Raw genomic sequence first — 26,875 nt, 5'->3', positions numbered from 1 at the left:
TCTCAGGACCCGCTCGTCAGGCGCCAGATCCGGATATGACCGCCCAGGTCGCCGCTGACCAGATGGTCGCCACGCCAAGCCAGGGCGGAAATCGCGCTCTCATGACCTTCCAGCCGCGTGACCTCGACAGGTTCGGCGCCGTCCTGCATGCGCCAGATACGCACGAGCCGGTCCAGGCCGCCCGTCGCGAAGAACCGGCCGTCAGGCGACCAGACGACGCCGTAGATCGGCATTCCCTGCCGCACGGTCTGACGCCCGGACGGGGTCTGCGCCTGCTGCTCCACATCCGTGACCAGGCGCGCGCGGGCCTGAAGGGGGTCGACCGAAACCACTGACGCTCCGGCCTTCATGCTGCCGCCCAGAAGGCTCCGACCATCGGGCGAGAACGTCACGCGCTGCGCGAAGCTGGGCACGCTTCCCCGCTGTTCCCCGGTCTCCACGTCATACAGGGTGAGCGGGTTGTTCGAGGCCAGCAGTCGCCCATCCGGTGAGGCCGAAAGCGAGATGACGTACTGGTACTGCAGATCTCCGGGAGCCTGGATTTCGCGAACGACCCGGTCGTCGCCGAGGTTCAGGATCCGGATTTTCAGATCGGCGCAGCCCACGGCCGCCGTGTCCCCGTCGATGACGGCCAGCCCTAGGCACCAGGTCGGAAAGCGCCACGTCCGGACGCGGGTTCCGGCGGCGGCGTCCAGCAGGGCGACCTGACCGTCTGCGCCTGTGGTGAGCAGGTGGCGATCGTCGGCGGTGAAGCGCACGGCGGCCGCGTCCCCTTCGTGAATCTGGAACACCGGCCCGGCGGCGCCCGTCGCCAGCGACCAGAGACGCACCGCGCCGTCGAGCCCGCTCGCCGCCAGCGTCTCGCCGCGTGGATCGATATCCAGGGATGTCACCGCACGAGGCTGACTCAGGCTGATGGATTCACCGGCGGCCCGAATCGTCTCGCCGGCGTCCTGCGCTCTTAGAGGGCTGACGCCGGCGGCCAGAAGGGCGAGGCCCATGAGGGCCGCGGGTTTCAGAGAGCGAAAGGTCATTGTGGCGTCCCTGCGGGCGCCGCCGGCGCTGGAGACGGCGGGGAAGCGGCCGCTGGCGGAGTCGCGGACGCCGGCAGCACGGCGGTGATCTGCCCCTTCTCCCGGAGCGTCAGGAAGGTTCCGGCCGGATTGACCTGCAGATCGACGGAGTTGCCGTCCTGATTGCCGAACCGAAGGCCGGAAGATCCGCGCTCGCCGGCCCAGAGCGACACGGCCATCCGGCCGATCTCATCCAGCGTCAGGGATATCCCGCTCGACGGATCATCGCCGGTGACATAGCCGCCCCGCTCATTGCCTTCGCCGTCGAACAGCAGGATGCCGGACAGAGCCTCGCCGCGCTTGCTGAGCGATCCGGCCAGACGCGGTTCGGGCAGGGGCGCGGCGATCACCACCCGCTCGCGGCCGTTGGGATCGATCACGACGATCTCGCGGGCGATGATCTTGTCGAACACCTGGGGCGAACGGTCGAGATCGGCGCCGGCGGACGCCGCGGCGATCAGGCCGAGCGCCGCCGTTGCGACCAGTCCCGCCGTCAGCAGGCGATTGCGCCGCTCAAGCTTCATCAGGCGTTGTTCCAGGGATCCATCGTCCATAGCGAGCTCCATCGGCGGCTCCCGGGCGACATCTTGCGCGGGACGGGCCTTTTTGGATCACAGCCTGTCCTCGTCGGACAGTTACGGTTTCGCAACGCCCGTACAGGTGTGCGCGGCTGGTTTTCCCTCGCGGCAGCGGCTAAACCGCCGCCCATAAGAACAAGCCTCCGGTTCAGGGAACGCCCACATCATGCGTGACATCAATCACTTCATCGGCGGCGCGTCGTTCGTCGGCGCCTCGGGTCGCTTCGGCGACGTGTTCAATCCGAACACCGGCGAGGTCCAGGCCCGTGTCCAGCTGGCCACGACCGGCGAGGTCGATCGCGCCGTGCAGGCCGCCCAGGCCGCCTTCGACGGCTGGTCCTCGACCAATCCGCAGCGCCGCGCCCGTGTGATGTTCGAGTTCAAGCGCCTGGTCGAGGCGAACATGAACGAGCTCGCCGAGCTGCTGTCGTCGGAGCACGGCAAGGTGATCGCCGACTCCAAGGGCGACATCCAGCGCGGCCTAGAAGTGATCGAGTTCGCCTGCGGCATCCCGCACGTGCTGAAGGGCGAGTACACCTGGGGCGCCGGTCCCGGCATTGACGTCTATTCGATGCGCCAGCCGCTGGGCGTGGTCTCGGGCATCACCCCGTTCAACTTCCCCGGCATGATCCCGATGTGGATGTTCGGCGTCGCCATCGCGGTCGGCAACACCTTCGTGCTGAAGCCGTCGGAGCGTGATCCGTCCCTGCCGGTGCGTCTGGCCGAGCTGATGATGGAGGCGGGCGCCCCCGCCGGCGTCCTGAACGTGGTCCATGGCGACAAGGCCGCCGTCGACGCCATCCTGACCCACCCGCAGGTCCACGCCGTCAGCTTCGTCGGCTCGTCCGACATCGCCCATTACGTCTACCAGATGGGCGCCCAGCACGGGAAACGCGTCCAGGCCATGGGCGGCGCCAAGAACCACGGCATCGTCCTGCCCGACGCCGACATGGATCAGGTCATCAAGGACCTGTCCGGCGCGGCCTTCGGGTCGGCGGGCGAGCGCTGCATGGCCCTGCCGGTCGTGGTGCCGGTCGGCAAGAAGACCGCCGACGAACTGCGCGAGCGCATGGTCGCCGAGATCGACACCCTGCGGGTCGGCGTCTCGACCGACGCGGGCGCCCACTACGGCCCGGTCGTCACGGCCCAGCACAAGGCACGCGTCGAAGGCTGGATCGACCAGGGCGTCAAGGACGGCGCCGAACTGGTCGTCGATGGCCGCGGCTTCACCCTGCAGGGTCACGAGAACGGCTATTTCGTCGGCCCGTCGCTGTTCGACCACGTCACGGCGGACATGGAATCCTACAAGGAAGAGATCTTCGGCCCGGTGCTGCAGATCATGCGCGCCGCCAGCTTCGAGGAGGCCCTGTCGCTGCCGTCCAAACACCAGTACGGCAACGGCGTCGCCATCTTCACCCAGAACGGCCGCGCGGCCCGCGACTTCGCCGCCCGCGTCAACGTCGGCATGGTCGGCATCAACGTGCCGATCCCGGTGCCGGTCGCCTATCACACCTTCGGCGGCTGGAAGCGCTCGGCCTTCGGCGACACCAACCAGCACGGCATGGAAGGCGTGAAGTTCTGGACCAAGGTCAAGACCATCACCGCCCGCTGGCCGGACTCGGAGCTGGAACACGCCGACAGCTCCTTCGTCATCCCGACGATGGGCTGAGATTGACGAACGTCGGCAAGGTTTCGCCTTTCCGGCGTTCGCGGCAGCGCATTTCGATGTTAGGCGTTAACCTCCACGCACTGTGAAGCTGGAGCGCTCCCCCGCATGCGTCGCTTTTTCGTCTGGTCCGCCCTCGCCGCCGTGATCGGCCTCGCCCTCGCGGGCGGCGGCTACTGGGCCTACTGGAATTTCTACGCCCGCTTCCAGCCGGTGACGGTCACCCGCAACCAGGTCGAGATCCAGCGCCTGCTGGATGAAAGCTCGTGGATCTCGGCGGGCGGCGGCGGTCAGGCCCTGTACGTCATAGGCTATCGCGACAGCGCCGCCATGCAGCGGTTCGAGCGCGAGGAGGGGCCCAAGCTGCGCGCCGCGGGGGTCGAGATGCGCATCCTCGTCTTCGCGCGCGGCGACCGCGAGGGGCTGCAGCAGTCCACGGCCGCCGAGCGCGCCACGGTCGCCGAGCTGTGGCTGACCCGCGACTGGGTGCTGTACCAGCGCTGGACCGCCACGCCGGTCAACAACTGGACGGCGGCGGGCATTCCGTCGGCCGACGGCAACCTGGCCCGGGGGGCGGTGGTCGACGCCGGTCGCGACTTCGTCGGCCAGCTGAGTCGCAATCTGAGCGAGGCCGGGCTGCAGACCCGCTATCCGCTGATCATCTGGCGGGACCGCGAGGGCTTCATGAAGGCCTGCGCCTGTTCCGACGCCCGCTCCTGGGCCTTCATCCGCGACGATCTGGACGCCCCGGACCGGATCGCCCCTGCAGCGCCCGCGGCGGACGGCCAGGCGCCGCTGCCCTACCCCGACGGCGGACCCGCGCCGCAGAGCCTGCCGTATCCGACCCTGCCGCAGGTGACGCCCGTTCCCGGTCAGGTCCCGGCCCAGCCCGGCGTCGCCCAGCCGGCAACGCCTGGGGCGACCCCGGCTCCGGCGCGTCCGGCCCAGCCTTCGGCCCCGCGCAAGGCGCCCGAGCCGCGCCAGCAGGAAGACACCACCTTCTACTAGGTCGGCGTCACAGGACGCGGCGGCAGATCTCGATCAGCCGGTCCACGTCCGCCTCGTCCTGATACAGGCCGAAGCCGAAGCGGATCACATCGTCGCGCACGTCGGTGACGACATGGGCGTCCAGCAGCCGCTTGCGCCAGTCCTGCGCGTCCGCGTGGCGGAAGGCCAGGAAGCGGGCGCGTGGCGCGTCGCCGGCGACGGGATTGATCAGCTCGGCCTTGTCCAGCCGTCCGGCCTCGCCCGCCTGCACGGCGCCCTGGAACCGCGCCATCAGCCCGCGGGCGTGGGCCGCGACGTTCGCGGTGCTCAGCCCGGCCTCGTCCAGCATGCGGCGCACGCCGTTGAAGCGGTACAGGGGCGTCGCCTCCATGGTCGCGCCCCAGAAACGGCCCGCGTCGGCGCGGTACTGGACCCCCTCCGGCGGCCCGGTCAGATTGCCGAACTCGGCGAACCAGCCGGTGATCACCGGACGGGGGCAGAAGCCGTCGGGCGCATGCAGGAAGCCGGCGCCCTCGCCCGACATGGCGTATTTGTAGCCCCCGGCGACATAGAAGACGCGGTCCGCCACCGCCGACAGGTCGGTCGGGACCGCCATGAAGCCGTGGTAGCCGTCGATGACCACCCACGGGCCTTCCGGCTTGGCCAGGTCGGCCAGCGCCTTTACGCCGCCGAACACCTGTCCGGTGCGGAAGAAGACCTGGCTGATCACGATCAAGTCGAAGCCGCCCCCCCGTGCGGCCTCGATGAAGCGCGCCTCAAAGGTGTCGAACGGATGCAGGGGCACGCGGGTGATGACCGCATCGCCCGCCTCCTCCCAGCGTTCGCCCTGACGGCGGAACGAGTGGAACTCGCCGTCGGTCGACAGGATGCGCACGGGCTTGGCCTCGATCCCGGAGACGATGCGCAGCAGGAATTCATGAGTGTTGGTCGCGAAGACAACGCTGTCCGGTGAGGGCAGGTTCAGCTCTTTGGCCACATGCGTCTGCGCCTCGGGCACGACGTCGCCGAAGACCAGGTCCCATTTGCGGTCGGCGAACCGGTTGGCCTCGACCCAGGCCCGCACCTGGCCGTCGAAGCTGGCGTCGGGCCACAGGTGGTGGCTGTGAGCGGCGAAATGCAGGCGCTCCGGGTCCAGGGACAGGGCGCGGGAGAAGAGGGCCTTATGGGTCATATCCGTGGATGTCGCACGGCGCGGCGGTCGCCGCCAGCGGCCTTCAGTGCTGGGCGGAGACCAGCCAGCAGGCGGCGCTCATCGGAATGATCCCGTCCCGGAGGTGCACATTCAGCCGATCTGTCACCGCCGCGCGCACCTGCGCCCGCACCGTCTCGTCCTGTTGCGGCAGGGCCGTTCCCAGCACGCCGAACTTCAGGCCGAGGTCGAGCATCTCGTCCAGGCTCAGGGGCGTGGGCGTGTCCAGCGGCGTGATCTCGATGTCCGTCCAGCCGCTGCGATGCAGGATGCCGCGCACCTTTTCCGGATCGGCGAAGGCGAACCGGCCGGGGGCGTCGACGGGCGGCGGCGGGGGCAGGTCGGGCAGGAAGGGCGTGGCGGCCTCCAGCGGGACCTGGGTGAGGGCGTTCTCGGCGACCGCACGCCAGCAGGCGAAGGTCAGGCGGCCGCCGGGTTTGGTCGCCCGCCTCAGATTGGCGAAGGCGGCGTCCGGATCGGTGAAGAACATCACCCCGAACCGTGAGGTCACGGCGTCGAACGTCGCCGCGCCGAAGTCATGGGTCTGGGCGTCGGCCTCAATGAAATCGACATTGGCCGTCGCCACCGCCCTGCGCCGCGCCGCCTCCAGCAGGGGGGCGGAGATGTCGACGCCGGTGCAGTGTCCCGTCGGACCCACGCGCCGGGCCAGGTCCAGCGTCGTCGCGCCCGCGCCGCAGCCCACGTCCAGCACCCGCGCACCGACGGGCGGATCGGCCCGGTCCGCGATCGCCTCGCCAATCGGCTGGTACAGCCGGTCCATCAGGGTCTGGAGATCGGCCCAGGCGGAGCCGCCCGACCGGCTCCAATAGCCTTGATCGGGAACGGCGGGGCGCGCGGGGTCGGTCATCTCGGTCTCCATCCGGTTGCGGCGAGGGGACCGCGCGTCCATCCTGCAAGTTCAAGCCGACTTGAGGTCAAGAGTGCGCGACATCGACATCGCCGAACTGTCCCGCCGCTCGGGCGTGCGCGCCTCGGCGCTGCGCTACTACGAGGAGCGCGGGCTGATCGCCTCGACGGGGCGCCGGGGGCTCAAACGCCTGTTCGATCCGGAGGTGCTGGAGCGCCTGTCCCTGATCGCGCTGGGGCGAGCGTCGGGTTTCTCGCTGGACGAGATCGCGGCCATGCTGGGCGGCGCGCCCGAGCCGGTCATCGACAAGGCGCGGCTGCGGGCGAGGGCGGAAGAGATCGGCCGCCGTATCGAGGAGCTGTCGCGGATGCGCGAAGGCCTGCTGCACGCCTCGGCCTGCACGGCGCCGACGCTGATGGCGTGCGCCAAATTCCGCCGGATCGTGCGCTTTGCGGGTCGGGAGGCGGCGGCGACGCCCTCGCGGAGCCGGTTCCGGGCGACGGCGGTCTGAACCGCCGCCCGAAGGTCGATCACACGTCCTGGCGCTCGGGCAGCGAGCCTCCGCGCGGCGAGCGATAGCGTCCTTAAATCAGGCTGCCGTGGCAGTGTTTGAACTTGCGGCCCGAGCCGCAGGGGCAGTCGGCGTTGCGCGGGGTGCGTTCCCAGCCGACGGGCAGGACGTCGACCGGCAGACGCGACCGGGCGTCGCCTTCCAGCGCGCCTTCCGGCAGCTGGGCCAGCGGGTTGGCCATCTCGTTCTCGCCGGTGCCGGGGTTCAGGTGGATTTCCTGGAACTCGGGCATCTCCATCGCCGGCGGCTGCTCGAAGCGGAACTCCACCGTCATCAGCCAACGCGTCACATCGTGGCGCAGGCCGTACAGCAACGACTCGAACAGGTTGAAGGCCTCGGTCTTATACTCGTTCAGAGGATCGCGCTGGCCGTAGCCGCGCAGGCCGATGACGCCGCGAAGGTGGTCCAGCTGGACCAGGTGTTCGCGCCACTGCATGTCGATCATCTGCAGCATGAACTGGCGTTCGAGGTTGCGGATCTGTTCGGCGCCGACCAGGGCGATGCGTTCCTCGGCGCGGGCGTCCGCGGCGGTGACGATGCGCTCCTCGATCTCCTCGTTGGACACGCCTTCCTCGGCGGCCCAGTCAGCCAGCGGCAGCTCGAGACCCAGGGTCGAGCGGACCTTCTCGTCCAGGCCCGCGATGTCCCACTGCTCGGCATAGGCCTTGGGCGGCATATGCTTCTCGACCAGGTCCGAAATCACGTCGCTGCGGAACTCGTTGACCAGTTCCGACAGGTCCGTGGCGTCCATGAACTCCTGGCGCTGCTCGAACACGGCCTTGCGCTGGTCGTTCACGACGTCGTCGTACTTCAGCAGGTTCTTGCGGATGTCGTAGTTGCGGGTCTCGACGCGCTTCTGAGCCTGTTCCACCGCCTTGTTCAGCCACGGGTGGCTGATGGCCTCGCCCTCGGCGACGCCGAACGACTTCATGATCGAGTCCAGACGGTCGCCGGCGAAGATGCGCAGCAGGTCGTCCTCGCAGGACAGGAAGAATTTCGAGGTGCCGGGGTCGCCCTGACGGCCGGTCCGGCCGCGCAGCTGGTTGTCGATACGGCGGCTCTCGTGGCGCTCGGTGCCGAGCACGAACAGGCCGCCGGCGGCCAGCGAGATTTCCTTCTGGACGGCGATGTCGGCCTTCAGGCGGGCCTCTTCGGCCGCCTCCATCTCGGGGGTGAGCTCCTGCGCCATGTTACGCAGCTCCGTGCGCCACTTCTGCATACGCATCTCGAGGTTGCCGCCGAGCTGGATGTCGGTGCCGCGGCCGGCCATGTTGGTGGCGATGGTCACCGCGCCGGGCAGGCCCGCGTCCGCGACGATGTAAGCTTCCTGTTCGTGCTGGCGCGCGTTCAGGACATTGTGCGGAATGCCCCGCAGCTTGACCTCGTATTCGATGTCATAGGCCGCATCGCCGATCTTCTCGGCGTCCTTGGGCTTGCCCTCGAACTCCTTCTTCGGGGTGCGGGAGACCTCTACCTTGTAGACGAAATTCTTCAGCAGCTCGGACAGGGTCTCGGACTTCTCGATCGACACCGTGCCGACCAGCACCGGCTGGCCCGCCAGATGGCGCTCGGCGATCTGGGCGGCGATGGCCAGGTTCTTCTCGCGCTCGGTGCGGAAGATCTCGTCGTCGTAGTCAATGCGCTGGACCGGGCGGTTGGTCGGCACTTCCAGGACGTCCATCTTGTAGATGTCGAGGAATTCCTGGGCCTCGGTCGCGGCCGTGCCGGTCATGCCGGACAGCTTCTCGTAGAGGCGGAAATAGTTCTGGATCGTCACCGAGGCCAGGGTCTGGTTCTCGGGCATGATCTTCACGCCCTCCTTGGCCTCGATGGCCTGGTGGAGGCCTTCGGACAGGCGGCGGCCCTGCATCATGCGGCCGGTGAACTCATCGATCAGCATGACCTCGCCGGCCTTGATGATGTAGTCCTTGTCCTTCTGGTACAGGGTATTGGCGCGCAGGGCCTGGTTGATGTGGTGCACCAGGGTGATGTTGGCCGCGTCGTACAGGCCGGTGGTGTCCTCGGCGAACAGGCCGCGCTCTTCCATCAACTGTTCGATCAGCTCCGAGCCTTCCTCGGTCAGCAGCGCCTGACGCTGCTTCTCGTCGAGGTCGTAGGTCGTCTTGTCCTGGATCAGGTCCTTGATGATCGCATCGACCGTCACATACAGGTCGGAGCGGTCCTCGGTCGGGCCCGAGATGATCAGCGGGGTCCGGGCTTCGTCGATCAGGATGGAGTCGACTTCATCGACGATGGCGAAGTGGTGCGGACGCTGCACCATCTCCTTGCGGTCGTAGACCAGGTTGTCGCGCAGATAGTCGAAGCCGAATTCGTTGTTGGTGCCGTAGGTGATGTCGGCGGCGTAGGCGGCTTGGCGCTGGCCCTGCGACAGGCCGTTGACGATCACGCCCACTTCCAGGCCCAGGAAGCGATAGACGCGGCCCATCCACTCGGCGTCGCGGCGAGCCAGGTAGTCGTTCACGGTGATGACGTGGACGCCCTTGCCCGACAGGGCGTTCAGATAGGCCGGGGCGATGGCGACCAGCGTCTTGCCCTCGCCGGTGCGCATCTCGGCGATGCCGCCGTCGTGCAGGATCATGCCGCCGGTCAGCTGCACGTCATACTGGCGCTGGCCGAGGACGCGCTTGGAGGCCTCACGGGCCACCGCGAAGGCGTCGTTCATGATCTTGTCGACGCTCTCGCCGCCGGCCAGACGGTCGCGGAAGGCGTCGGTCATCATCCGCAGCTCGTCGTCCGAGAGGGCGGCGTACTTCTCCTCCAGCGCGTTGATCTTCTGAACGCGGCCCATGAAGTCCTTGACCTTGCGGTCGTTGGAGGAGCCGAAAATCTTCTTGGCAAAGCCGAGCATGGAGGATCCGAAGGCGGGCGAGCGACAAATGGCTCTGGTTGTGGTCCCGGAAGGGCGGCGGCGGACGCCGCAGAGGGGCTCCGGCGACGACGGCCCGGTGCGCCCTTGAAAACAGGCGCGCGCGAGGGCCGCGCGAACGATCGAAAACCCCTCGACTTGGGCGCAGCCGGGACTTAAGCACCGGCCTTATCCCTGTCAACGCGAGGGCCTTTCGCCGCCCGCCGACGGAGCGCGTCTGCATGAGGCCTTCCCGCGTCCTGTTTCCCCTGCTGATGGCGTTCGCGCTGACGGTCGCCGCCTGTGATCGCGGCGGCGGCTCCGACCGCCCGCCCGAGCCCGGCGACCGCGCCGTGGCCAAGATCCAGGACGAGACCATCTGGGCCTCCGACGTGAAGCGCGAGGCCGTGGCGCAGGGACTGGTGGGCGAGGGCGAGCCGCTGGACGTGACCTCGGACCTGTTCCGCCGCGTCCTGGACGAGGTCATCGACCAGAAGCTGCTGGCCCACGAGGCCGAGCGCCGGGGGCTGGACAATTCGCCCCTGGCCCAGCGCCGCCTGGCCGCCACCCGCGAACGCATCCTCGGTGACATGCTGGTCGAGACGGTGGTCAACGACAAGATTTCCGACAAGGCCGTCGAGGGCATCTACCAAGGCCAGCTGAATCTGGCCCGGACCTCGGAAGAGGTCCGCACCCGCCTGATCCTGTCGCGCACCCGCGCCGAGGCCGACGCCGTGGTCGGCATCCTGGGGCAGGGCGCTGCCTTCGAGGCGGTGGCCATGGAGCGGTCGATCGATGACGCGACCCGCTTCTCGGGCGGCGACCTGGGCTATTCGACGCTGGACGTCATGCCTGAAGCCTACCGCAACGCCCTGCGCGACCGGCCCGCCGGCTCCACCGTCGGTCCCTTCCAGACCGAGGGCGGCTGGGCCGTGCTGCGGGTCGAGGACCGCCGTCGCGAAACCCCGCCGACCATGGAGCAGGCCCGGCCGCAGATCGTGCGCTACCTGACCTATGAAGGCGTGCGCCAGCTGCTCGAGGAACTGCGCGGCAAGGCCGCCGTCGAGGTCCTGCTGGGCGGCGAGGGCGCGCCTTCGCAGGAACCGGCCTCGGCCGCCGTTCCGCCCGCGGCCGCTCCTGCCCAGCCGGCCGCCTCGCCCGCCCCTGTTTCCGCCCCCGTTCCCGCCAAGGCCCGATGAGCAAGACGCCCACTCCCCCCGGTCGGGGTTCGACCGGCCAGATGATCGAACAGGCCTTCGAAAAGGCGCTGGAGCCGGTGACCACGGCGATCAAGCGCGCCACCACTCCGTCGAAACCCGCGGCCGCCGCCTCCGCGCCGGGCAAGCCGGGTCTGCAGGTGTCGCCGCTGGCCGTGCCCTTCCCGATCATCCCGCCCATCGGCGGGGTCGAGATCGCGACCGGCCGCGCGGGCTTCTACAAGCACGAGCGCGACGATCTGGTGGTGTTCAGCTTCGCGCGCGGCACCAGCTGCGCCGGGGTCTTCACCCGCCACAAGGTCGGCTCGGCCCCGGTCGACTGGTGCAAACGCCATCTGGGCGCCGAGGACGGCGGCCAGGACGTGCGGGCGCTGGTGGTCAACGCCGGCTGCGCCAACGCCTTCACCGGCAAGGCCGGAGCCGATGCGGCCCGCCGCACGGCTTCCGAGGTCGCCAAACGCTTCGGCTGCCGCCAGCGCGACGTCATGCTGGCCTCCACCGGGGTGATCGGCGTGGTGCTGGACGACCGCAAGATCGCCGCCCGCCTGCACGACATCGAGGCCGGGCTGGATTCCGACAACTGGGCCGCCGCCGGTCAGGCCATCATGACCACGGACACCTTCCCCAAGGGCTCGTACGCCGAGTGCGACATCGAGGGGCACAAGGTCCGCATCGCCGGCGTCGCCAAGGGTTCGGGCATGATCGCGCCCGACATGGCCACCATGCTGGCCTTCATCGTCACCGACGCCGACATCCATCCGAACGTGCTGCGCGCCCTGCTGGGCCTGCACGTGCGCACGACCTTCAACAGCGTGACGGTCGATGGCGACACCTCGACCAACGACACCTGCCTGCTGTTCGCTACGGGCGCCAGCGGCGCGCCGCGCATCGGCCGGGTCGGCGACCGCCGCCTGAAGGACTTCAGCCGCGCGCTGGACCAGGTCATGCTCGACCTCGCCCACCAGCTGGTCCGCGACGGCGAGGGCGCGACCAAATTCGTCAAGGTCACGGTGGACGGCGCGGCCAGCCCCGCCTCGGCCCGCAAGCTGGCCAAGTCCATCGCCGACAGCCCGCTGGTCAAGACCGCCCTGGCCGGCGAGGACGCCAACTGGGGCCGCGTCGTCATGGCCGTCGGCAAGACCGAGGAGCCGGTCGATCGCGACCGCCTGGCCATCAAATTCGGCCCGCATGTCGCCGCCGTCGACGGCGCCCCGTCGCAGACCTACGACGAGGCCAAGATGAGCGCCTATATGAAGAATTCCGAGATCGACATCACCGTCGACGTGGGTTCGGGCCGCGCCTCGGCCACTGTCTGGACCTGCGACCTGACCAAGCGCTACGTCGAGATCAACGGCGACTACCGGTCGTGAGCGAGCCCGTTAAGACCGTCCTCGTCGTCGCCGTCGCCCTGATCGACACCGACGGTCGGGTGCTGATCGCCCAGCGGCCCGAGGGCAAGCAACTGGCGGGGCTGTGGGAATTCCCGGGCGGCAAGGTCGAGCCGGGCGAGCGTCCCGAGGCCGCCCTGATCCGTGAACTGAAGGAAGAGCTGGGCATCGACGTGAACGAGGCCTGCCTGGCCCCCTTCGTGTTTACCAGTCACGCTTACGAGTCATTTCACCTGTTGATGCCACTATACCTGTGCCGACGTTGGTCGGGGGTGGTGCAGGCGCATGAGCATTCGGCGCTGAAATGGGTTCGGCCGGCGCAGTTGCCGGACTATCCCATGCCCCCGGCGGACGAACCCCTGATCGCCTGGTTGCGCGATCTGCTCTAGCCGTCCGGAAAGGGAGGCGCCGATGAAACGTTTCCTGGATCGCTTCCGGCGCGACGAGAGCGGCGCCACGGCCATCGAATACGGGCTGATCCTCGCCCTGATCTTCCTGGTGATCCTGTCCGCCCTGACCGCCTTCGGCGCGACCGGCAGCGGCGTCTTCAACGGCGCCATGGATGCGATCCGCGCGGCGATGGGCGGTTGACGGCCGGCCGGGCCTACTCCTCCCCCGTCTGCTCCTTCACGCCCAGCGCATCCGCCAGCCGCATCTTGGCCGAGCCGCGGGGCAGGGGCTTCTGCTGGCTCTCGTGCGGGGCCCAGCCGGCCAGGTGGACGATCTCGAAGGTCGCGGGGATGCGGCCGTCCGGTTCGCCGAACCTTTCCGCATAAAGCTGCGCCGCCCGGGCGACGATGCCGCGCGTGAGCGGACGGCTCGCCCCCGCCAGCACATTGGTCTCGCCCATGGCGCGCAGGTCGCGGATCAGGGCGAACAGGTCGGGATAACGGACCGTCAGCCGGTCCACGTCCGACACCGGCAGGGCGAACCCGGCCCGCTGCAGCAGGGCCGCGCCGTCGAAGCCGTCGGCGAAGGGCGAGACCCGCGCCTGGGCCCCGCCGCGCTGTTCCAGCTCCGCCTCGGTCAGCACCGCGCGCAGCTCCTTCAGCGTGCCCGCGCCCAGAAGCGTGCCCACGAACAGGCCGTCCGGCTTCAGCGCCCGGCGGATCTGGCTCAGGGCGCCCGGCAGATCGTTGGCCCAGTGCAGGCTCATCAGGCTGACGATCAGGTCCTGCGACTGGTCCGGCAGGTCCAGCGGCGTCTGGCCCGGGGCCGCGCGCGCCGGGCGGTCGCCCACCGTCTTAACGGCGCCGACCCGCGGCGCGGCATGACTGTCGGCCAGGGCGGCGGCGAACGGGCCGGGATGGGCCGATAGATCAGCGACTTCGGGCCAGTCGCGCAGCAGGGCGTCCAGGCTGTCGACGGCGTTCTGCGCCGCCCGCGCATGCAGGAAGTCGGCGCCGGAAAACAACTTTTCGCTGCGCTGAAGCCTTGCCGTTCGGCGCTGGCTGTCGAAGATGACGGGGGGACCGGAGGAGGGGCTCATGAGCCTTCAGGATGGGGTCTGGCGCACGCGATGGGAAGCCGCAGCCGGTTTCGGCCGTCTTCTGGGCCGGGGCGTGGCCGATCTGCTGCTGCCGCCGCTGGCCCACGACAGCCCTGAAGCCACCGCCTCGGCCGGCCTCACCGCCGACGCCTGGAGCCGGGTGGTGTTTCTGGAGGACCCGGTCTGCGACGGCTGCGGCGCGGCGTTCGAGATGGACGGCGGAGTGTTTGCGTCCGAGCGTTGCGCGGCCTGCCTGGCCCAGCCCTACGCCTTCGCCCGGGCGCGGGCGGCCTGCCTCTATGACGAGGCGTCGCGCGGCCTGATCCTGAAGTTCAAGCACGGCGACCACCAGCCGTTCGCGCCGCTGTTCGCCCGCTGGCTCAGCCGCGCCGCCGCGCCCCTGCTGGCCGAGGCGGATGTGGTGGCGCCCGTGCCCCTGCACCGCTGGCGGCTGCTGTCGCGGCGCTTCAATCAGGCCGCCGAGGTGGCGCGGCCGTTGGCCCGGGCCGCGGGGCTCGACTATCTGCCTGACGCCCTGGTGCGTCAGGCCCACACCACCAGCCAGGGCGGCAAGTCGGCGCGCGGGCGGCGTCTGAACGTGAAGGCGGCCTTCGCGGTCACCCCTTCGGGCGCGCGCCGGATCAAGGGGCGGCGCGTTCTTCTGATCGATGACGTGTTGACCACCGGCGCCACCGCCGAGGCCTGCGCCCGGGTTCTGCTGGAGGCCGGAGCCCGCGCCGTGGACCTGGCGGTCATCGCCCGCGTGCGAACCGTGCGCGAACTGACTATGTAGGGGGGAAGAACAAGCCCCTCGATCAGCGAGCCGCCGCGCGGCGAGCGACAGGGGTCGCATCAAGCTGGAGATAAAATTGGCCGACGTCGTCATCTACACCAAGCCCGGTTGCCCCTATTGCGCGGCGGCTGAAGCCCTGCTGGCCCGCAAGGGCGTGGACTACACCGAGATCGTCGCCTCGAACGATCCGCAGAAGAAGCAGGAGATGATCCAGCGCTCCAACGGCCGGATGACCTTCCCGCAGATATTCATCGGCGGAAAGCACATCGGCGGCTCCGACGACCTGCATGCGCTTGACCGCAAGGGCGAGCTGGACGCACTGCTCGCCGCCTGATGAGCACTCTTTCCGTCGCCCTGATCCAGACGCGCACCCCGGCCTCGCCCGGGGCCGCCTTCGCCCATGTCGAGCCGCTGATCCGCCAGGCGGCGGCAGGCGGGGCCCGGCTGATCCTGACGCCCGAGGCCACCAATTTCCTGATCCAGGACCGCGCCGCCCGCGAGGCCGTGCTGGTCCCCGACGATCGCGACGAGGTGGTGGCCAGGCTCAGGGCGCTGGCCAAGGAGCTCGGCGTCTGGCTGTTGATCGGCTCGGCCATCGTGCGGTCGGGGCATGAGGGCGACGACCGCGCCGCCAATCGTTCGATCCTGATCGACGACACGGGCGCGGTGACCGCGACCTATGACAAGATGCACGTCTATGACGTCGATCTGCCGACCGGCGAGCGTTGGCGAGAAAGCGCCTCGGTGCGGCCCGGCGAGACCGCCGTGGTGGCCCCGACGCCGTGGGGCGGGCTGGGTCTGACCATCTGCTACGACGTCCGCTTCCCGCAGTTGCACCGCGCCCTGGCCAAGGCCGGGGCGAAGATGATCGCCGTCCCCGCCGCCTTCACCGTCCCGACCGGCGAGGCCCACTGGGAGGTGCTGCTGCGCGCCCGCGCCATCGAGACCGGAACCTACATCCTGGCGCCCGCCCAGGCCGGGACGCACGAGGACGGCCGTCGGACCTGGGGCCGCTCGACCGTGGTCGCGCCCTGGGGCGAGGTGATCGCCAAGCTCGACACCGACGAGCCTGGTGTGCTGTTCGCCACGCTGGATTTCGATGCGGTCGACAAGGCCCGCAACGCGGTGCCGCAGCTGACTCACGACCGCGACTTCGCGCCGCCCGCTCCGTTGTCGGCATGATCCGCTACGCCCTGGGCTGTGATCATGGCCATGGCTTCGAGGCGTGGTTCGGTTCGTCGTCCGACTATGACGACCAGGCTGAGCGGGGACTGGTCGAGTGCCCGATATGCGGCTCGACCGGGGTGACCAAGCAGGTCATGGCCCCGGCCGTCGCGGGCACGAAGCGATCAGCGCCCGCGTCTGATGCCGCCGCGAAGATGCAGACCATGATGATGGAGGCCGTCCGCGAGGTGCGCGCCCACGTCGAGCAGAATTTCGACTACGTCGGCGACGCCTTCGCCCGCGAGGCGCGCGACATCCATGAAGGCCGCTCGGAGAAGCGCGAGATTTACGGCGAAGCCACCGTGGCCGATGTGAAGAAGCTGCGCGACGACGGCGTGCCCTGCGCTCCGCTTCCGGCCCTGCCGCCCGACAAGTCCCGGGTGAACTGAGCATGCCGGGGGGCGGGGAGCGCTATCAGGAGTTCGAACCGCCCGCGGCGCTGAAGCCCTTCGTGCGGGTGATCTGGACCTATGCCGATCCGGACCCGGCGCCGGTCGTGCAACGCATCGCGCCCGACGGCTGCCCCGAACTGATCTTCGACATCGGCGCCCCCTATGAGGAACAGGCCGAGGACGGCGAATGGCGGCTGCAGCCCTCCGCCCTGTTCGCCGGTCAGATGACGCGGCCCCTGGCCCTGCGGCCAGTGGGGCCGACCGAGCTGGTGGCGATCCGCTTCGCGCCCGACGGCGCCCGCGACTGGCTGGGGCTGCCCCTGGCCGCAGCCACCGACCGGCGGCTGGGCATGGTCGAGCGGCTGAAGGGCTTCTCGGCCCCCGCCGGCGATCCGGAGGCCCAGGTCGCGGCCTTCACCGGCTGGCTGGCGGATCAGCGCCGCCGCGCCGGCTGGACCGTCGATCCGGTGGTCCGGGCCGAGATCGAGGCCGCCGCCGCCGATCGGGCGTCGTCGGTTCGCGCGCCCGCCGACCAACGCGCCCTGCAGCGTCGGTTCGCCGACCGAGTCGGGGTGTCGCCGCGCATGCTGCGCTCGGTCTTCCGCTTCCGCCGGGTCTTCGACCACGCCGCTCATCCAGGCCGCCCCGAGGCCGAGGGCTGGTTGGAGGCGGGGCTGGAGGCCGGCTATTTCGACCAGCCGCAGATGGCGCGTGACTTCCGCCGCTTCCTCGGTTGCACCGCCACCGAATGGGCGCGCGAGCAGCAGGCCCTGGCCCGGTCCATCGCGTCGCAATCCTACAAGCCCGGCGCCGACCATCCGGCCTAGCTTGCCTTCGAACCCGAGGGAGAGACCCGACCATGCTGACCGCCCTGATCCTGACCGCCGCCCTGACCGCCGGACCGCAGGCCGATCTTCGCCCCGATCTGGGGTGGATGTCCGGCTACTGGCTGTCCTGCGAGGGCGGGCGCGAGGTGGCCGAGACCTGGAGCGTCCCCCGCCTGAACCTGATGGCCGGAACCTCGATCACGGTCCGCAACGGCCAGGTCGGCTGGGAACTGTCCCGGATCGCGCCGGCGGGGCCCGAAGCGAACGCCCCCTTCGCCTATTTCGCCCACCCCGAAGGGCAGGCCCTGACCGTGTTTCCGGTGATCGAGTCCGCTCCGAACCGGGTCGTCTTCCAGCAGTCGGCTCACGACTTCCCGCAGCGGGTCATCTATGAACGCGACGGCGATGTGCTGAACGCCCGCATCGAGGGCGAGATCGAAGGACAGGCGAGGGCGATCCGATGGCGGTTCCAGAAGGCCGAACTGAACGCGCGCTGCCCGACCTGACCTGGCGGGCGATGACGGCGGCCGATCTGGACGCCGTCGCGGCCATCGCCGTGCTCGGCTTTCCCGATCATTTCGAAGGCCGCGAGCTGTTCGAGAACCGGTTGGCTCTGAACGCGTCCGGCTGCTTCGTGCTGGCGGACGGCGACGGGCCGCCCCGGGGCTATCTCGTCGCCTATCCGTGGCGCGCCGACGCCGTTCCGGCGCTGAACACCCTGATCGAGGCGATCCCCGACGACGCGGCGGTCATGTACCTGCACGACCTCGCCATCCACCCCGACGCGCGGGGCGGCGGGCATACCGGGGCCGTGGTCGAGCAACTGGCGGACGCCGCCCGGGCGGCGGGCTGGCCCGCCGTCAGCCTGGTCGCGGTCAACGCCGCCGCGCCCTTCTGGGCCCGGCATGGCTTTGAGGTCCGCGACCCGCCGGGCATGGCCGAAAAGCTGGCCAGCTACGGCGACGACGCCCGCTACATGATGCGGCCGTTGTGACCGCCCGTCAGTCGCGGGTGCGGGTCCAGCCCTTTTCGGCCATGCACTGAAGGAAGGCGGTGGTGCCTTCGTCGCGGCCCGCGCTGGCGCGGCAGCTGTCACGGGCGCCCTTGAACGGCCGGGCGTTTTCGCCCGACCAGCCGTAGTCGCTGGTGGCGTCGATGACGGTCACGCAGGCGGCGTTGGTCAGGGCGGCGGCGGCGACGGCGGTGAGGATCAGCAGGCGTTTCATGGGATCGGCTCCGGTGAAGGTGATGCCGAAGACGTCGCACGCGTCGTTGCGCCGATCCCGTTACAAGCCCGATAGGTAGGTGAAATCGCGGTAAGGCGGCCTCAGCCCGCCGGAGCGGGCGCCGGCGCGGGCGTCCAGCTGCGGTCGGGCAGGCTGGAGCAGTCCGGCAGGGGGCCTTCCGGCGTCGAGGCGCCGCCGACCGCCATCCAGATGCCCACCCACTGGCCGCGATAGTCGTCCACGCCCACCGGCCAGTCCATCTGGGGAACGGCCTCGGCCAGGCGGCGGTCCAGCGCGACGTTGCCCGAGCTGCGCACGACCCTCGCCTCGGCCACCCGCGCGGAGCGGTTGCGGGCCCAGCGGATGCAGATGCCCGGCGCACCGCGGGTCGCGGTGGCGGTCGGCTCCTGGGCCGAAGCGGAAGACGGGGAAGCGGCGGCCAGAAGGCCGGCGAGCATCAGCGCGATCATGGATGTCTCCTCGTCGCCCCTCTGGGGATCAGTCCCGGGTGGCGATCATCATGTAGTTGATATCGGCGTCCTGCCCTTCACGCCAGCGGTCGGCCAACAGGTCGTAGGCCAGCCCATAGGGCCCGGTCACCGTGACCGGCTCGTGCGACAGCATCCGCCGCAGTTCGTCGGGACGGATGAACTGGCGCCAGTCGTGGGTCCCGGCGGGCACCCAGCGCAGCACGTATTCCGCCGCGACCTTGCCCAGGGCCAGCGCCTTCAGGGTGCGGTTCAGGGTCGCCACGATCATCAGGCCGCCCGGCTTCACCAGCCGCGAGCAGGCGCGTACGAAGGCCTCCGGGTCGGCTACGTGCTCGATGACTTCCATGGTCAGGACCACATCGAACGGTCCTGCGCCTTCGGCTTCCAGCTGCTCGACCGTGGCGGCGCGATAGGCGATCTCCAGCCCCTGCTGGTCCGCGTGCGCCCGGGCGGTGCCGATGTTCTCGCTCGAGGCGTCCACGGCGGTGACCGCGAAACCCAGCCGGCGCATGGGTTCGGCGATCAGGCCGCCGCCGCAGCCGACATCCAGAAGGGTCAGGCCGGCGAAGGCTTCTCGGGTCTTCGCGTCGCGGCCGAACCGTTCGGCGACGCGGTCGCGTACGAAGGCCAGCCGGGCCGGATTGAAGCGATGTAGGGGCGCGAACGGCCCTCGTGCGTCCCACCATTCGGCGGCCTGCGCCGAGAAGCGGGCCACGTCCGCGGGATCGATCGACGGCCCCGCCGCCTGATCGTTGAATTCCTTGGCGCCTTGGGGTTCCCGCGCCGATACCGTGCCGTTAGAAGCGACCATGGCGCAGCGATGAACCCGCGCGCCGTTTCACGCAAGACGGAGCGACCTGCGCAAGATGACGCGGCCTGAGTCAGATCGGTTGGTGATGAAGTTCGGAGGCACGTCCATGGGCGACCTCGAACGCATCCGTCGCGCCGCGCGCATCGTCGCCGCTGAGGCCGCTTCGGGCAAGAAAATCGCGGTCGTCGTCTCGGCCATGGCCGGCAAGACCAATGAGCTGGTCGCCTGGACCGACGGCGCGGGCCGTCCCGGCGCGGGCATCGAACTGTCCGACGACGAATACGACGTCGTCGTCGCTTCGGGCGAGCAGGTGACTTCGGGCCTGCTGGCCCTGACCCTGCGCAACATGGGCCTGAACGCCCGCAGCTGGATGGGCTGGCAGATCCCGATCCTGACCGACGACGCCCACGGCCGCGCCCGGATCGAGGACGTGCCGGGCGAGGTGCTGGGCGCCGCCATGGACAAGGGCGAGATCGCCGTGGTCCCCGGCTTCCAGGGCGTCACCCGCGACGGGCGCATCACCACCCTGGGCCGCGGCGGCTCCGACACCTCGGCGGTGGCGGTGGCGGCGGCGCTGGAGTGCCCCTGCGACATCTACACTGATGTCGACGGCGTCTACACGACCGACCCGCGCATCGAAGCCAAGGCGCGGCGCCTCGAAAAGGTCTCCTATGAGGAGATGCTGGAGATGGCGTCCCTGGGCGCCAAGGTGCTGCAGACCCGGTCGGTCGAACTGGCCATGGCGAAACAGGTCCCCGTCCGGGTCCTGTCCAGCTTCATCGAACCCGACGCGAACGGCGTCATGCCCGATAAGGGTGGAACCCTGATCTGCGACGAGGAGGAGATCGTGGAAAAACGCATCGTGTCCGGCGTGACCATGAGCCGCGACGAGGCCCGCATCACCCTGCTGGGCCTGTCCGACCGGGTCGACGCCCCCGCGGATGTCTTCACCCGCCTCGCGGACGCCAATGTGAACGTGGACATGATCGTCCAGTCGCAGGCCCGCACCGCCGGGACGGTCAACCTGACCTTCACCACGGGTCGTAGAGACGCCCAGCGCGCCGCCGAGCTGATGCAGGCCGCGCAGGACCAGATCGGCTTCGAGGAGCTGCGCGTCGATGAGGACGTGGCCAAGGTCTCGGTCGTCGGCGTCGGCATGCGCAGTCACGCGGGTGTCGCCCAGACCATGTTCAAGGCCCTGGCGGACAAGGGCGTGAAGTTCCAGGCCATCTCCACTTCAGAGATCAAGATCAGCGTGCTGATCGATGCGGCCTATGCGGAACTGGCCGTTCGTGCGCTTCATTCGGCCTACGGATTGGAAGCGGTCTAGACCGAAATCGGTTCAGTTGGGCGCAACCCGACTGAACTCAGATTTCGGTCCAGATTAATGCGGGAGCCTGATTCACGGCCTCAGCGGAATCGCGAAGCGATTCCTCCTCAGCCGATCAGGCTCTAGGAATCAAGCTTGGCGGCGCCCATCTGGGGCGTTCAGTCTTCTGGGAGGGGCCATTGCCGGTTGGCGGATTGACGACGAGGGGGCCGCGTAACCTCCTTCGCCAGATCCGCGAGGCTATGGCGGGGGCCGCGCCGGCTCAGGACAGGCTCGACACCGTTGTCAGGATCATCGCCCAGTCGATGGTCGCCGAGGTCTGCTCCATCTATCTGCGCCGCGCGTCCGGCGAGCTGGAGCTTTTCGCCACCCAGGGCCTTAAGCCCGACGCCGTCCACAACACCCGCCTGCGTCCCGGCGAGGGCCTGGTCGGCGAGGTGGCCCGCAGCGCCGTGCCGATCAGCCTGTCGGACGCGCCGTCGCACCCCAGCTTCTCCTACCGTCCGGAAACGGGCGAAGATCCCTATCACGCCTTCCTCGGCGCCCCCCTGCTGCGCGGCGGTCGGGCCATCGGCGTGCTGGTCGTACAGAACCGCTCCGAGCGGCGCTATGACGAGGACGAGGTCGAGGACATCCAGACCATCGCCATGGTGCTGGCCGAGACCGTGGCCTCGGGCGAACTGCTGGGCCAGGACGAGCTGCGCGACATCGAGGTCGCGCCGCACCGTCCGGAACGGCTCAAGGGCCAGCGCTTCGCGGAAGGTCTGGCGTACGGCCACGTCGTCCTGCACGAGGCGCCGGTCGCGCCCGAGAACCTGCTGGCCGAGAACCAGCAGGTCGAGGAGATCCGTCTTCGCGAGGCCCTGATCGGGCTGAAGGCCAATATCGACGGCATGCTGGAAGGCGGCGCCGGCAAGCTGGGCGGCCAGTCGTTCGAGGTGCTGGAAACCTACCGCATGTTCGCCGACGACCGGGGCTGGAACCGGTCGCTGGAGGAGGCGGTGCGCACCGGCCTGACCGCCGAAGCCGCCGTCGATCGCGTCCGCAACGAACATCGCGCCCGCTTCGCCAAGGCACGCGACCCCTACATCAAGGAGCGGCTGCACGACTTCGAGGACCTGGCCAACCGCCTGCTGCGCGTGCTGGCCGGCGACCGTCCGGGCGAGCGCGACCTGCCCGACGACGCCATCCTGGTGGCCCGCAACCTGGGTCCCGCCGACCTGCTGGAATACGACCGCCGCAAGCTGCGGGGCCTGCTGCTGGAAGAGGGCTCGGCGGCCAGCCACGCGGCCATCGTCGCGCGGGCGCTGGGCATCCCCTGCGTCGGACGTCTGCAGGGCCTGCGCGACCGCCTGTCCGAGGGCGATCTTGTCATCGTCGATGGCGAGACCGGCGAGGCCTATCTGCGGCCCCGGCCGGACATGCTGGCGGCGGTCCAGTCGCGCATGGAGGTCCGCCACCAACGGCAGGCCGAGTTCGCCAAGCTTCGCGACACGCCCGCCGTCACCGCCGACGGCCAGCGCATCAGCCTGCTGACCAACGCCGGCCTCGCCGTCGATCTGGAAAACCTGGACGCCACCGGCGCCGAGGGCATCGGCCTGTTCCGCACCGAGTTCCAGTTCATGGTTTCGGAGGAACTGCCCCGGCTCGACAGCCAGACGGCCCTCTACAAGCTGGTGCTGGACACCGCCGGCAGCCGGCCGGTCACCTTCCGTACGCTCGACATCGGCGGCGACAAGGTGCTGCCCTATCTGGAGACGGAACGGGAGGAGAACCCGGCCCTGGGCCGCCGCGCCATTCGTCTGGGGCTGGACCGTCCGGGCCTGCTGCGCCTGCAGCTTCGCGCCCTGCTAACCGCCGCCGCGGGCCGCGAGCTGCGCGTCATGTTCCCGATGATCGCCACGGTGGACGAGTTCCGGGCCGCGCGCGAACTGGTCGACATCGAATGCAACTGGGCGCGCCGCCGGGGCCGCGAACTGCCGGCCCTGCTGCGGGTCGGGGCCATGATCGAATGCCCCAGCCTGCTGTGGCACCTGGACGCCCTGCTGCCGCTCACGGACTTCGTCTCCGTCGGCACCAACGACCTGTTCCAGTACATGTTCGCCGCCGACCGCACGAACCCGCTCGTCGCGGACCGTTACGACCCCCTGTCGCCGCCGGCCCTGAGGGCCCTGGCCGAGATCCAGCGCAAATGCGCCGACACCGGCACGCCGGTCTCGATCTGCGGCGAGCTGGCGGGACGGCCGCTAGAAGCCTTCGCCCTGCTGACCCTCGGTTTCACTCGCCTGTCGGCTCCGGCCGGGGGCGTCGGACCGGTCAAGCGCATGATCCTGTCCACCGATCTGGCCGCCGCCCGCCGCGGCATGACCAGCCTGTTGGGCTCCTCGTCCGGCTCTGTGCGCGGCGAGCTCGAAACTCTGGCCCGAAAGTTGAACGTCGCGGTTTGATCTGTACCGGGCCGGAACGGCCAAGGTGCTTAACAAATCATTGATCGGTCGACTCTTATGAGTTATCCACAAGGCGAATTCGGAGGGTCTGCGGGGGCAGGCTCAGACTGTCATCCCGATATGATACAGGGGCCGGGTTCGAGTACGGCGGGCGTGGATGACGCGTCGCCGAGTGTGGGGTCGGGCGTTATGGCGCTGGATGCGGGCAAGGGCCCGGAAGAGTATGGTGCGCAGGCTGACTGGAAGGACCTGGTCCCTTCCGTCACGGATGCTCCGACTCTGGGCGAAGGCCTGCGGATCGCGCGGGACCATTCGGGCCGTTCGCTGGCCGAACTGTCCAGCGTCACGCGGGTGCCCAGCCGCTACCTGACCGCCCTCGAGCAGAACGATTTCTCGGTCCTGCCCAACCGCGTCTTCTCGATCGGCTATGTGCGCGCCTACGCCGCCGCCCTGGGTCTCGACGAGCAGCTGGCGGTCGAACGCTTCAAGCGCGAGAGCCCCGATCCGTCCGTGCCGCTGCAGCCGCCGGTCGGCGTCGCCTTCGAGGAGGTGAAGCGTTATTCGCCCCGCCTGATCGCGGGCTGCGCCGTGCTGCTGATCGCCGTGGTCGGCTGGAACGTGTTTCAGCGCGTCAGCCTGATGCGCGCGCCCCAGCCCTCGGACATCGCCGACGTGCCGGAGACCTGGCGTCTGGGCACCGTTCCCGGCCAGGAGGCGGTCATCCGCCTGACCGCGCCGCGTCCGGCGCCGCCCGACCAGACCATTCCCGCCCTCTACGTCACGCCGGGCCTTGAGACCCAGCTGACCGGCATCGATCCGACCTCGCCCGAGGGGATGGCCGCCGCCGCCGCGACCCCGGTGGCCAAGGCCTTCAATCCGCGCGGCGCCATCTACGGCGCCTCCGCCAGCGCCTCGGACGTCATCATCCAGGCCCGCAAGGCCGCGGCCCTGGTCGTACGCATGGCGGACGGTCGGGTGCTGTTCGCCCGCCAGCTGGCCGCCGGCGAGGCTTGGCGTGCGCCCGCGGGCGTGGCCGCAGTGATCGACGCTTCGGACTTCGCCGCCTTCGATGTCTATTTGAACGGCGAGCACGGCGGGGCCCTGCAGGCTGCGCAGACGCCCCTGTCGCAACTCAACACCCGCGCCCAGGCCCTCGCCCGCCAAGCGGCCTCCGAGGTCGCCGCCCGCACCGAGGCCGCCGCCCAGGCGGCCCAGGCCCAGATTCAGGCGGTGGCGCTGCAGGCGACCGCCGCGCCGGCCCCGGCGCAACAGGGCGGCTGACCGGCGCGGCGTTGCGTGTCGTGGCCATGCCGCATTCGTGAGCCTATGTTGTCCCCGCAATGAGCGCTGACCACACCCACGTCCGTCCCTGGCGTCACATCGAACGCCGCAAGAGCCGCCAGATCATGGTGGGCAATGTCGCCGTGGGCGGCGATGCGCCTATCAGCGTCCAGTCGATGACCAATACGCCGACCTCGGACGCCAATGCGACGATCGGCCAGATCCGTCAGTTGGAGGAGGCCGGCGCAGACATCGTCCGCGTCTCCTGCCCGGACGAGGAGTCGACCGCCGCCTTCCGCACCATCGCCCGCGAGGCCAGGGTCCCGCTCGTCGCCGACATCCATTTCCACTACAAGCGCGGCATCGAGGCCGCCGAAGCGGGCGCCGCCTGCCTGCGCATCAATCCGGGCAATATCGGCAACGCTGACCGGGTGCGGGAAGTGATCAAGGCCGCCCGCGATAACGGGTGCTCCATGCGCATCGGCGTCAACGCCGGCTCGCTCGAGCGCGAGCTGCTGGAGAAGTACGGCGAGCCCTGCCCTGAGGCCATGGTCGAAAGCGCGCTGAACCACGCCCGCATCCTGCAGGACAACGACTTCCACGAGTTCAAGATCTCGGTGAAGGCGTCCGACCCCTTCCTGACCGTCGCCGCCTACCAGCAGCTGGCCGACGCCATCGACTGTCCCCTGCACCTGGGCGTCACCGAGGCGGGGCCGCTGCGCACCGGCACCATCAAGTCCGCCATCGGCATGGGCTCCATGCTGTGGGCCGGCATCGGCGACACCATCCGCGTTTCGCTGGCCGCGGACCCGGTGGAAGAGATCAAGGTCGGCTTCGACATCCTCAAGTCCCTGGGCCTGCGCCACCGCGGGGTGAACATCATCGCCTGTCCGTCGTGCGCGCGTCAGGGCTTCAACGTCATCGAGACGGTCGGCATCCTGGAAGAGAAGCTGGCCCACGTGACCACGCCCATGTCGCTGTCGATCATCGGCTGCGTGGTCAACGGACCGGGCGAGGCGCTGTACACCGACGTCGGCTTCACCGGCGGCGGCAAGGGCGCGGGCATGGTCTATCTGAACGGCAAGATCGCCCACAAACAGGCTAACGACGGCATGATCGACGAGATCGTCGCCCAGGTCGAAGCCAAGGCCGCCGAGCTGGACGCCGCCCGCAAGGCGGCCGAGGAACCGGCCTTCGAGGCGGCGGAGTAATCTGCGCCTGTTCCGTCCGGACATCCTGCGCTAGCAAGGCGGGGAAGTCCGGGGAGTTTCTCATGATCCGTCGCGCCGCTGCCGCGCTCGCGCTTGTCCTTTCGTTGGGAGCGCTCTCGACCGCGCCCGCCCTGGCCCAGACCGTCCCCGCGACCGCCCAGGCCTCCGCTGCGACCCACGTCCCGCTGACCGCCCCCGACGGCCGCGCCATCGATGTCAGCGTCTGGCAGGCGGCGAACGAGCAGGGCGTCATCGTCTTCAGCCACGGCTGGAACAGCGACCCGGCTCGCTACCACCGCATCATCGACGACTGGACGGCCCATGGCTTCACGGTCGTGGCACCGATGCATCTGGATTCGCTGCTGCACCCGCGCCACGCCGAAGCCGACGAACGCAGCGTCTTCATCACCCGTATCGTCGATCTGGCGGTCGTGCGCGGCTATGTGCAGGCCTCGCATCCGGGCAAGCCGATGATCGCGGCGGGCCATTCCTTCGGGTCGCTGAATTCCCTGATGGAGGCCGGCGCCGAGACCGTCGCGGGGCCGCTGGGCGATCCGGCGGTCAAGGCGGTCATCGCCCTGTCCACGCCGGGCAAGATCCCCGGCGTGATCAATCCCTCCACCTTCGCGACCGTGACCACGCCGGTGCTGATCGTCACCGGCGACGCCGATCTGGTGCAGGGCTTCGTCACCGACCCCGCCGACCACCGCTTCGCCTTCGACACCAGCGCGGCGGGCGGCAAGATGCTGCTGACCTTCGTCGGCGGCGACCACAGCCTGGTCGGCAATGCGGACGCCGCCGACTTCGACCTGATCGCAGCCACCACCGTGGACTTCATGCGCGCCCACGCGCTCGGCGACACCGCGGCCAAGGCCCGCCTCGACGCCCTCACCGCGCCCGAGGGCGTGACCATCGAGCGTCGTTGAGAC

At 69.6% G+C, this 26,875-nt stretch carries 28 protein-coding genes; 19 read left to right on the top strand and 9 right to left on the bottom strand.

Translation table 11 applies throughout. The features are described from left to right. Positions 1-2: 2 nt before the first annotated feature. Complete coding sequence (locus AC3WRV_RS00760; RefSeq protein ID WP_492311793.1) at positions 3-1,034, bottom strand: WD40 repeat domain-containing protein; 1,032 nt, start codon at positions 1,032-1,034, stop codon at positions 3-5. Next, positions 1,031-1,627, bottom strand: a complete 597-nt coding sequence (locus tag AC3WRV_RS00755; protein WP_492311792.1) for a hypothetical protein — start codon at positions 1,625-1,627, stop codon at positions 1,031-1,033. Before AC3WRV_RS00755 ends, AC3WRV_RS00760 begins: the two co-directional genes overlap by 4 nt. 190 nt (positions 1,628-1,817) lie before the next feature. Here AC3WRV_RS00755 and AC3WRV_RS00750 point away from each other — a divergent pair, with 190 nt between their 5' ends. Both AC3WRV_RS00750 and AC3WRV_RS00745 read left to right on the top strand, forming a co-directional pair. Further along, on the top strand, positions 1,818-3,320 hold the full coding sequence (locus AC3WRV_RS00750; protein ID WP_291836311.1) for a CoA-acylating methylmalonate-semialdehyde dehydrogenase: 1,503 nt from the start codon (positions 1,818-1,820) through the stop codon (positions 3,318-3,320). Positions 3,321-3,425: 105 nt separating this feature from the next. Beyond that, complete coding sequence (locus tag AC3WRV_RS00745) at positions 3,426-4,325, top strand: hypothetical protein (RefSeq protein WP_291836308.1); 900 nt, start codon at positions 3,426-3,428, stop codon at positions 4,323-4,325. Positions 4,326-4,332: 7 nt separating this feature from the next. Here the strand turns inward: AC3WRV_RS00745 and AC3WRV_RS00740 are convergent, their stop codons facing one another. Both AC3WRV_RS00740 and AC3WRV_RS00735 read right to left on the bottom strand, forming a co-directional pair. Further along, positions 4,333-5,496, bottom strand: a complete 1,164-nt coding sequence (locus tag AC3WRV_RS00740) for an aminotransferase class V-fold PLP-dependent enzyme (protein WP_492311791.1) — start codon at positions 5,494-5,496, stop codon at positions 4,333-4,335. 43 nt (positions 5,497-5,539) lie between these two features. Continuing rightward, the gene (locus tag AC3WRV_RS00735) at positions 5,540-6,382 is read right to left on the bottom strand and encodes a class I SAM-dependent methyltransferase (RefSeq protein ID WP_492311790.1); all 843 of its coding nucleotides are present in this window, start codon (positions 6,380-6,382) and stop codon (positions 5,540-5,542) included. A gap of 73 nt (positions 6,383-6,455) precedes the next feature. On the opposite strand from AC3WRV_RS00735, the gene AC3WRV_RS00730 reads away from it, so the two are divergent. Further along, positions 6,456-6,893 (top strand): helix-turn-helix domain-containing protein, encoded by a 438-nt coding sequence (locus AC3WRV_RS00730; protein WP_291840715.1) that lies wholly within the window; start codon positions 6,456-6,458, stop codon positions 6,891-6,893. A 73-nt stretch (positions 6,894-6,966) separates the two neighbouring features. Here AC3WRV_RS00730 and secA read toward each other — a convergent pair whose 3' ends face one another. Then, positions 6,967-9,822 carry a preprotein translocase subunit SecA gene (gene secA, locus AC3WRV_RS00725; protein ID WP_492311789.1) on the bottom strand — a complete coding sequence of 952 codons (2,856 nt, stop codon included), beginning with the start codon at positions 9,820-9,822 and terminating at the stop codon, positions 6,967-6,969. Positions 9,823-10,061: 239 nt separating this feature from the next. Between secA and AC3WRV_RS00720 the strand changes: the two genes are divergently transcribed. The 4 genes from AC3WRV_RS00720 to AC3WRV_RS00705 are packed head-to-tail and all read left to right on the top strand — an operon-like array spanning position 10,062 to position 13,015. Next, positions 10,062-11,018 (top strand): peptidylprolyl isomerase, encoded by a 957-nt coding sequence (locus AC3WRV_RS00720; protein ID WP_492311788.1) that lies wholly within the window; start codon positions 10,062-10,064, stop codon positions 11,016-11,018. Then, entirely contained in the window at positions 11,015-12,406 is a 1,392-nt protein-coding gene (gene argJ / locus AC3WRV_RS00715; protein WP_492311787.1) for a bifunctional glutamate N-acetyltransferase/amino-acid acetyltransferase ArgJ, read from the top strand. Before AC3WRV_RS00720 ends, argJ begins: the two co-directional genes overlap by 4 nt. After that, positions 12,403-12,813, top strand: a complete 411-nt coding sequence (locus AC3WRV_RS00710) for a (deoxy)nucleoside triphosphate pyrophosphohydrolase (protein WP_492311786.1) — start codon at positions 12,403-12,405, stop codon at positions 12,811-12,813. The genes argJ and AC3WRV_RS00710 overlap by 4 nt, the downstream gene beginning before the upstream one ends. A 22-nt stretch (positions 12,814-12,835) precedes the next feature. Then, the gene (locus AC3WRV_RS00705) at positions 12,836-13,015 is read left to right on the top strand and encodes a Flp family type IVb pilin (protein ID WP_291836497.1); all 180 of its coding nucleotides are present in this window, start codon (positions 12,836-12,838) and stop codon (positions 13,013-13,015) included. Between the two features lie 13 nt (positions 13,016-13,028). On the opposite strand, the gene AC3WRV_RS00700 is transcribed toward AC3WRV_RS00705, so the two are convergent. Continuing rightward, complete coding sequence (locus AC3WRV_RS00700; protein WP_492311785.1) at positions 13,029-13,913, bottom strand: methyltransferase domain-containing protein; 885 nt, start codon at positions 13,911-13,913, stop codon at positions 13,029-13,031. Here AC3WRV_RS00700 and AC3WRV_RS00695 point away from each other — a divergent pair. The 7 genes from AC3WRV_RS00695 (at position 13,912) to AC3WRV_RS00665 (ending at position 18,143) form a co-directional block, all read left to right on the top strand. Continuing rightward, on the top strand, positions 13,912-14,706 hold the full coding sequence (locus AC3WRV_RS00695; protein ID WP_492311784.1) for a ComFC family protein: 795 nt from the start codon (positions 13,912-13,914) through the stop codon (positions 14,704-14,706). The genes AC3WRV_RS00700 and AC3WRV_RS00695 overlap by 2 nt on opposite strands. 76 nt (positions 14,707-14,782) lie before the next feature. Then, entirely contained in the window at positions 14,783-15,040 is a 258-nt protein-coding gene (gene grxC, locus AC3WRV_RS00690) for a glutaredoxin 3 (RefSeq protein WP_291836487.1), read from the top strand. Continuing rightward, positions 15,040-15,888, top strand: coding sequence for a carbon-nitrogen hydrolase family protein (locus AC3WRV_RS00685; RefSeq protein WP_492311783.1), 849 nt, complete (start codon positions 15,040-15,042; stop codon positions 15,886-15,888). Before grxC ends, AC3WRV_RS00685 begins: the two co-directional genes overlap by 1 nt. Then, entirely contained in the window at positions 15,885-16,319 is a 435-nt protein-coding gene (locus AC3WRV_RS00680; protein ID WP_492311782.1) for a DUF1178 family protein, read from the top strand. The genes AC3WRV_RS00685 and AC3WRV_RS00680 overlap by 4 nt, the downstream gene beginning before the upstream one ends. Positions 16,320-16,321: 2 nt before the next feature. After that, positions 16,322-17,149, top strand: coding sequence for a DUF6597 domain-containing transcriptional factor (locus AC3WRV_RS00675; RefSeq protein ID WP_492311781.1), 828 nt, complete (start codon positions 16,322-16,324; stop codon positions 17,147-17,149). 32 nt (positions 17,150-17,181) lie between these two features. After that, the gene (locus tag AC3WRV_RS00670) at positions 17,182-17,655 is read left to right on the top strand and encodes a DUF6265 family protein (RefSeq protein ID WP_291836475.1); all 474 of its coding nucleotides are present in this window, start codon (positions 17,182-17,184) and stop codon (positions 17,653-17,655) included. Continuing rightward, positions 17,610-18,143 carry a GNAT family N-acetyltransferase gene (locus AC3WRV_RS00665; RefSeq protein WP_492311780.1) on the top strand — a complete coding sequence of 178 codons (534 nt, stop codon included), beginning with the start codon at positions 17,610-17,612 and terminating at the stop codon, positions 18,141-18,143. Before AC3WRV_RS00670 ends, AC3WRV_RS00665 begins: the two co-directional genes overlap by 46 nt. Before the next feature lie 7 nt (positions 18,144-18,150). Here AC3WRV_RS00665 and AC3WRV_RS00660 read toward each other — a convergent pair whose 3' ends face one another. The 3 genes from AC3WRV_RS00660 to ubiG form a co-directional block, all read right to left on the bottom strand. Continuing rightward, complete coding sequence (locus tag AC3WRV_RS00660; RefSeq protein ID WP_492311779.1) at positions 18,151-18,375, bottom strand: hypothetical protein; 225 nt, start codon at positions 18,373-18,375, stop codon at positions 18,151-18,153. A gap of 101 nt (positions 18,376-18,476) precedes the next feature. Continuing rightward, positions 18,477-18,845, bottom strand: a complete 369-nt coding sequence (locus tag AC3WRV_RS00655) for a hypothetical protein (RefSeq protein WP_492311778.1) — start codon at positions 18,843-18,845, stop codon at positions 18,477-18,479. A 28-nt stretch (positions 18,846-18,873) separates the two neighbouring features. Then, positions 18,874-19,677 carry a bifunctional 2-polyprenyl-6-hydroxyphenol methylase/3-demethylubiquinol 3-O-methyltransferase UbiG gene (gene ubiG / locus AC3WRV_RS00650; protein WP_291836464.1) on the bottom strand — a complete coding sequence of 268 codons (804 nt, stop codon included), beginning with the start codon at positions 19,675-19,677 and terminating at the stop codon, positions 18,874-18,876. A gap of 55 nt (positions 19,678-19,732) precedes the next feature. On the opposite strand from ubiG, the gene AC3WRV_RS00645 reads away from it, so the two are divergent. The 5 genes from AC3WRV_RS00645 (at position 19,733) to AC3WRV_RS00625 (ending at position 26,872) form a co-directional block, all read left to right on the top strand. After that, positions 19,733-21,007 (top strand): aspartate kinase, encoded by a 1,275-nt coding sequence (locus tag AC3WRV_RS00645; RefSeq protein ID WP_492311777.1) that lies wholly within the window; start codon positions 19,733-19,735, stop codon positions 21,005-21,007. Positions 21,008-21,249: 242 nt separating this feature from the next. Continuing rightward, complete coding sequence (gene ptsP / locus AC3WRV_RS00640; RefSeq protein WP_492311776.1) at positions 21,250-23,454, top strand: phosphoenolpyruvate--protein phosphotransferase; 2,205 nt, start codon at positions 21,250-21,252, stop codon at positions 23,452-23,454. 174 nt (positions 23,455-23,628) lie between these two features. Then, on the top strand, positions 23,629-24,735 hold the full coding sequence (locus tag AC3WRV_RS00635; protein ID WP_492311775.1) for a helix-turn-helix domain-containing protein: 1,107 nt from the start codon (positions 23,629-23,631) through the stop codon (positions 24,733-24,735). 59 nt (positions 24,736-24,794) lie between these two features. Next, entirely contained in the window at positions 24,795-25,946 is a 1,152-nt protein-coding gene (gene ispG / locus AC3WRV_RS00630; RefSeq protein ID WP_492311774.1) for a flavodoxin-dependent (E)-4-hydroxy-3-methylbut-2-enyl-diphosphate synthase, read from the top strand. 62 nt (positions 25,947-26,008) lie between these two features. Continuing rightward, positions 26,009-26,872: an alpha/beta hydrolase family protein gene (locus AC3WRV_RS00625; RefSeq protein WP_492311773.1), complete on the top strand. Its 864-nt coding sequence runs from the start codon at positions 26,009-26,011 to the stop codon at positions 26,870-26,872. Positions 26,873-26,875 lie beyond the last annotated feature (3 nt).

Source organism: Brevundimonas sp. EU05-FHT14B11, assembly GCF_058790835.1.
The sequence above is the reverse complement of the archived record's forward strand: the minus strand, read 5'-3'. Positions and strand labels throughout refer to the sequence as shown.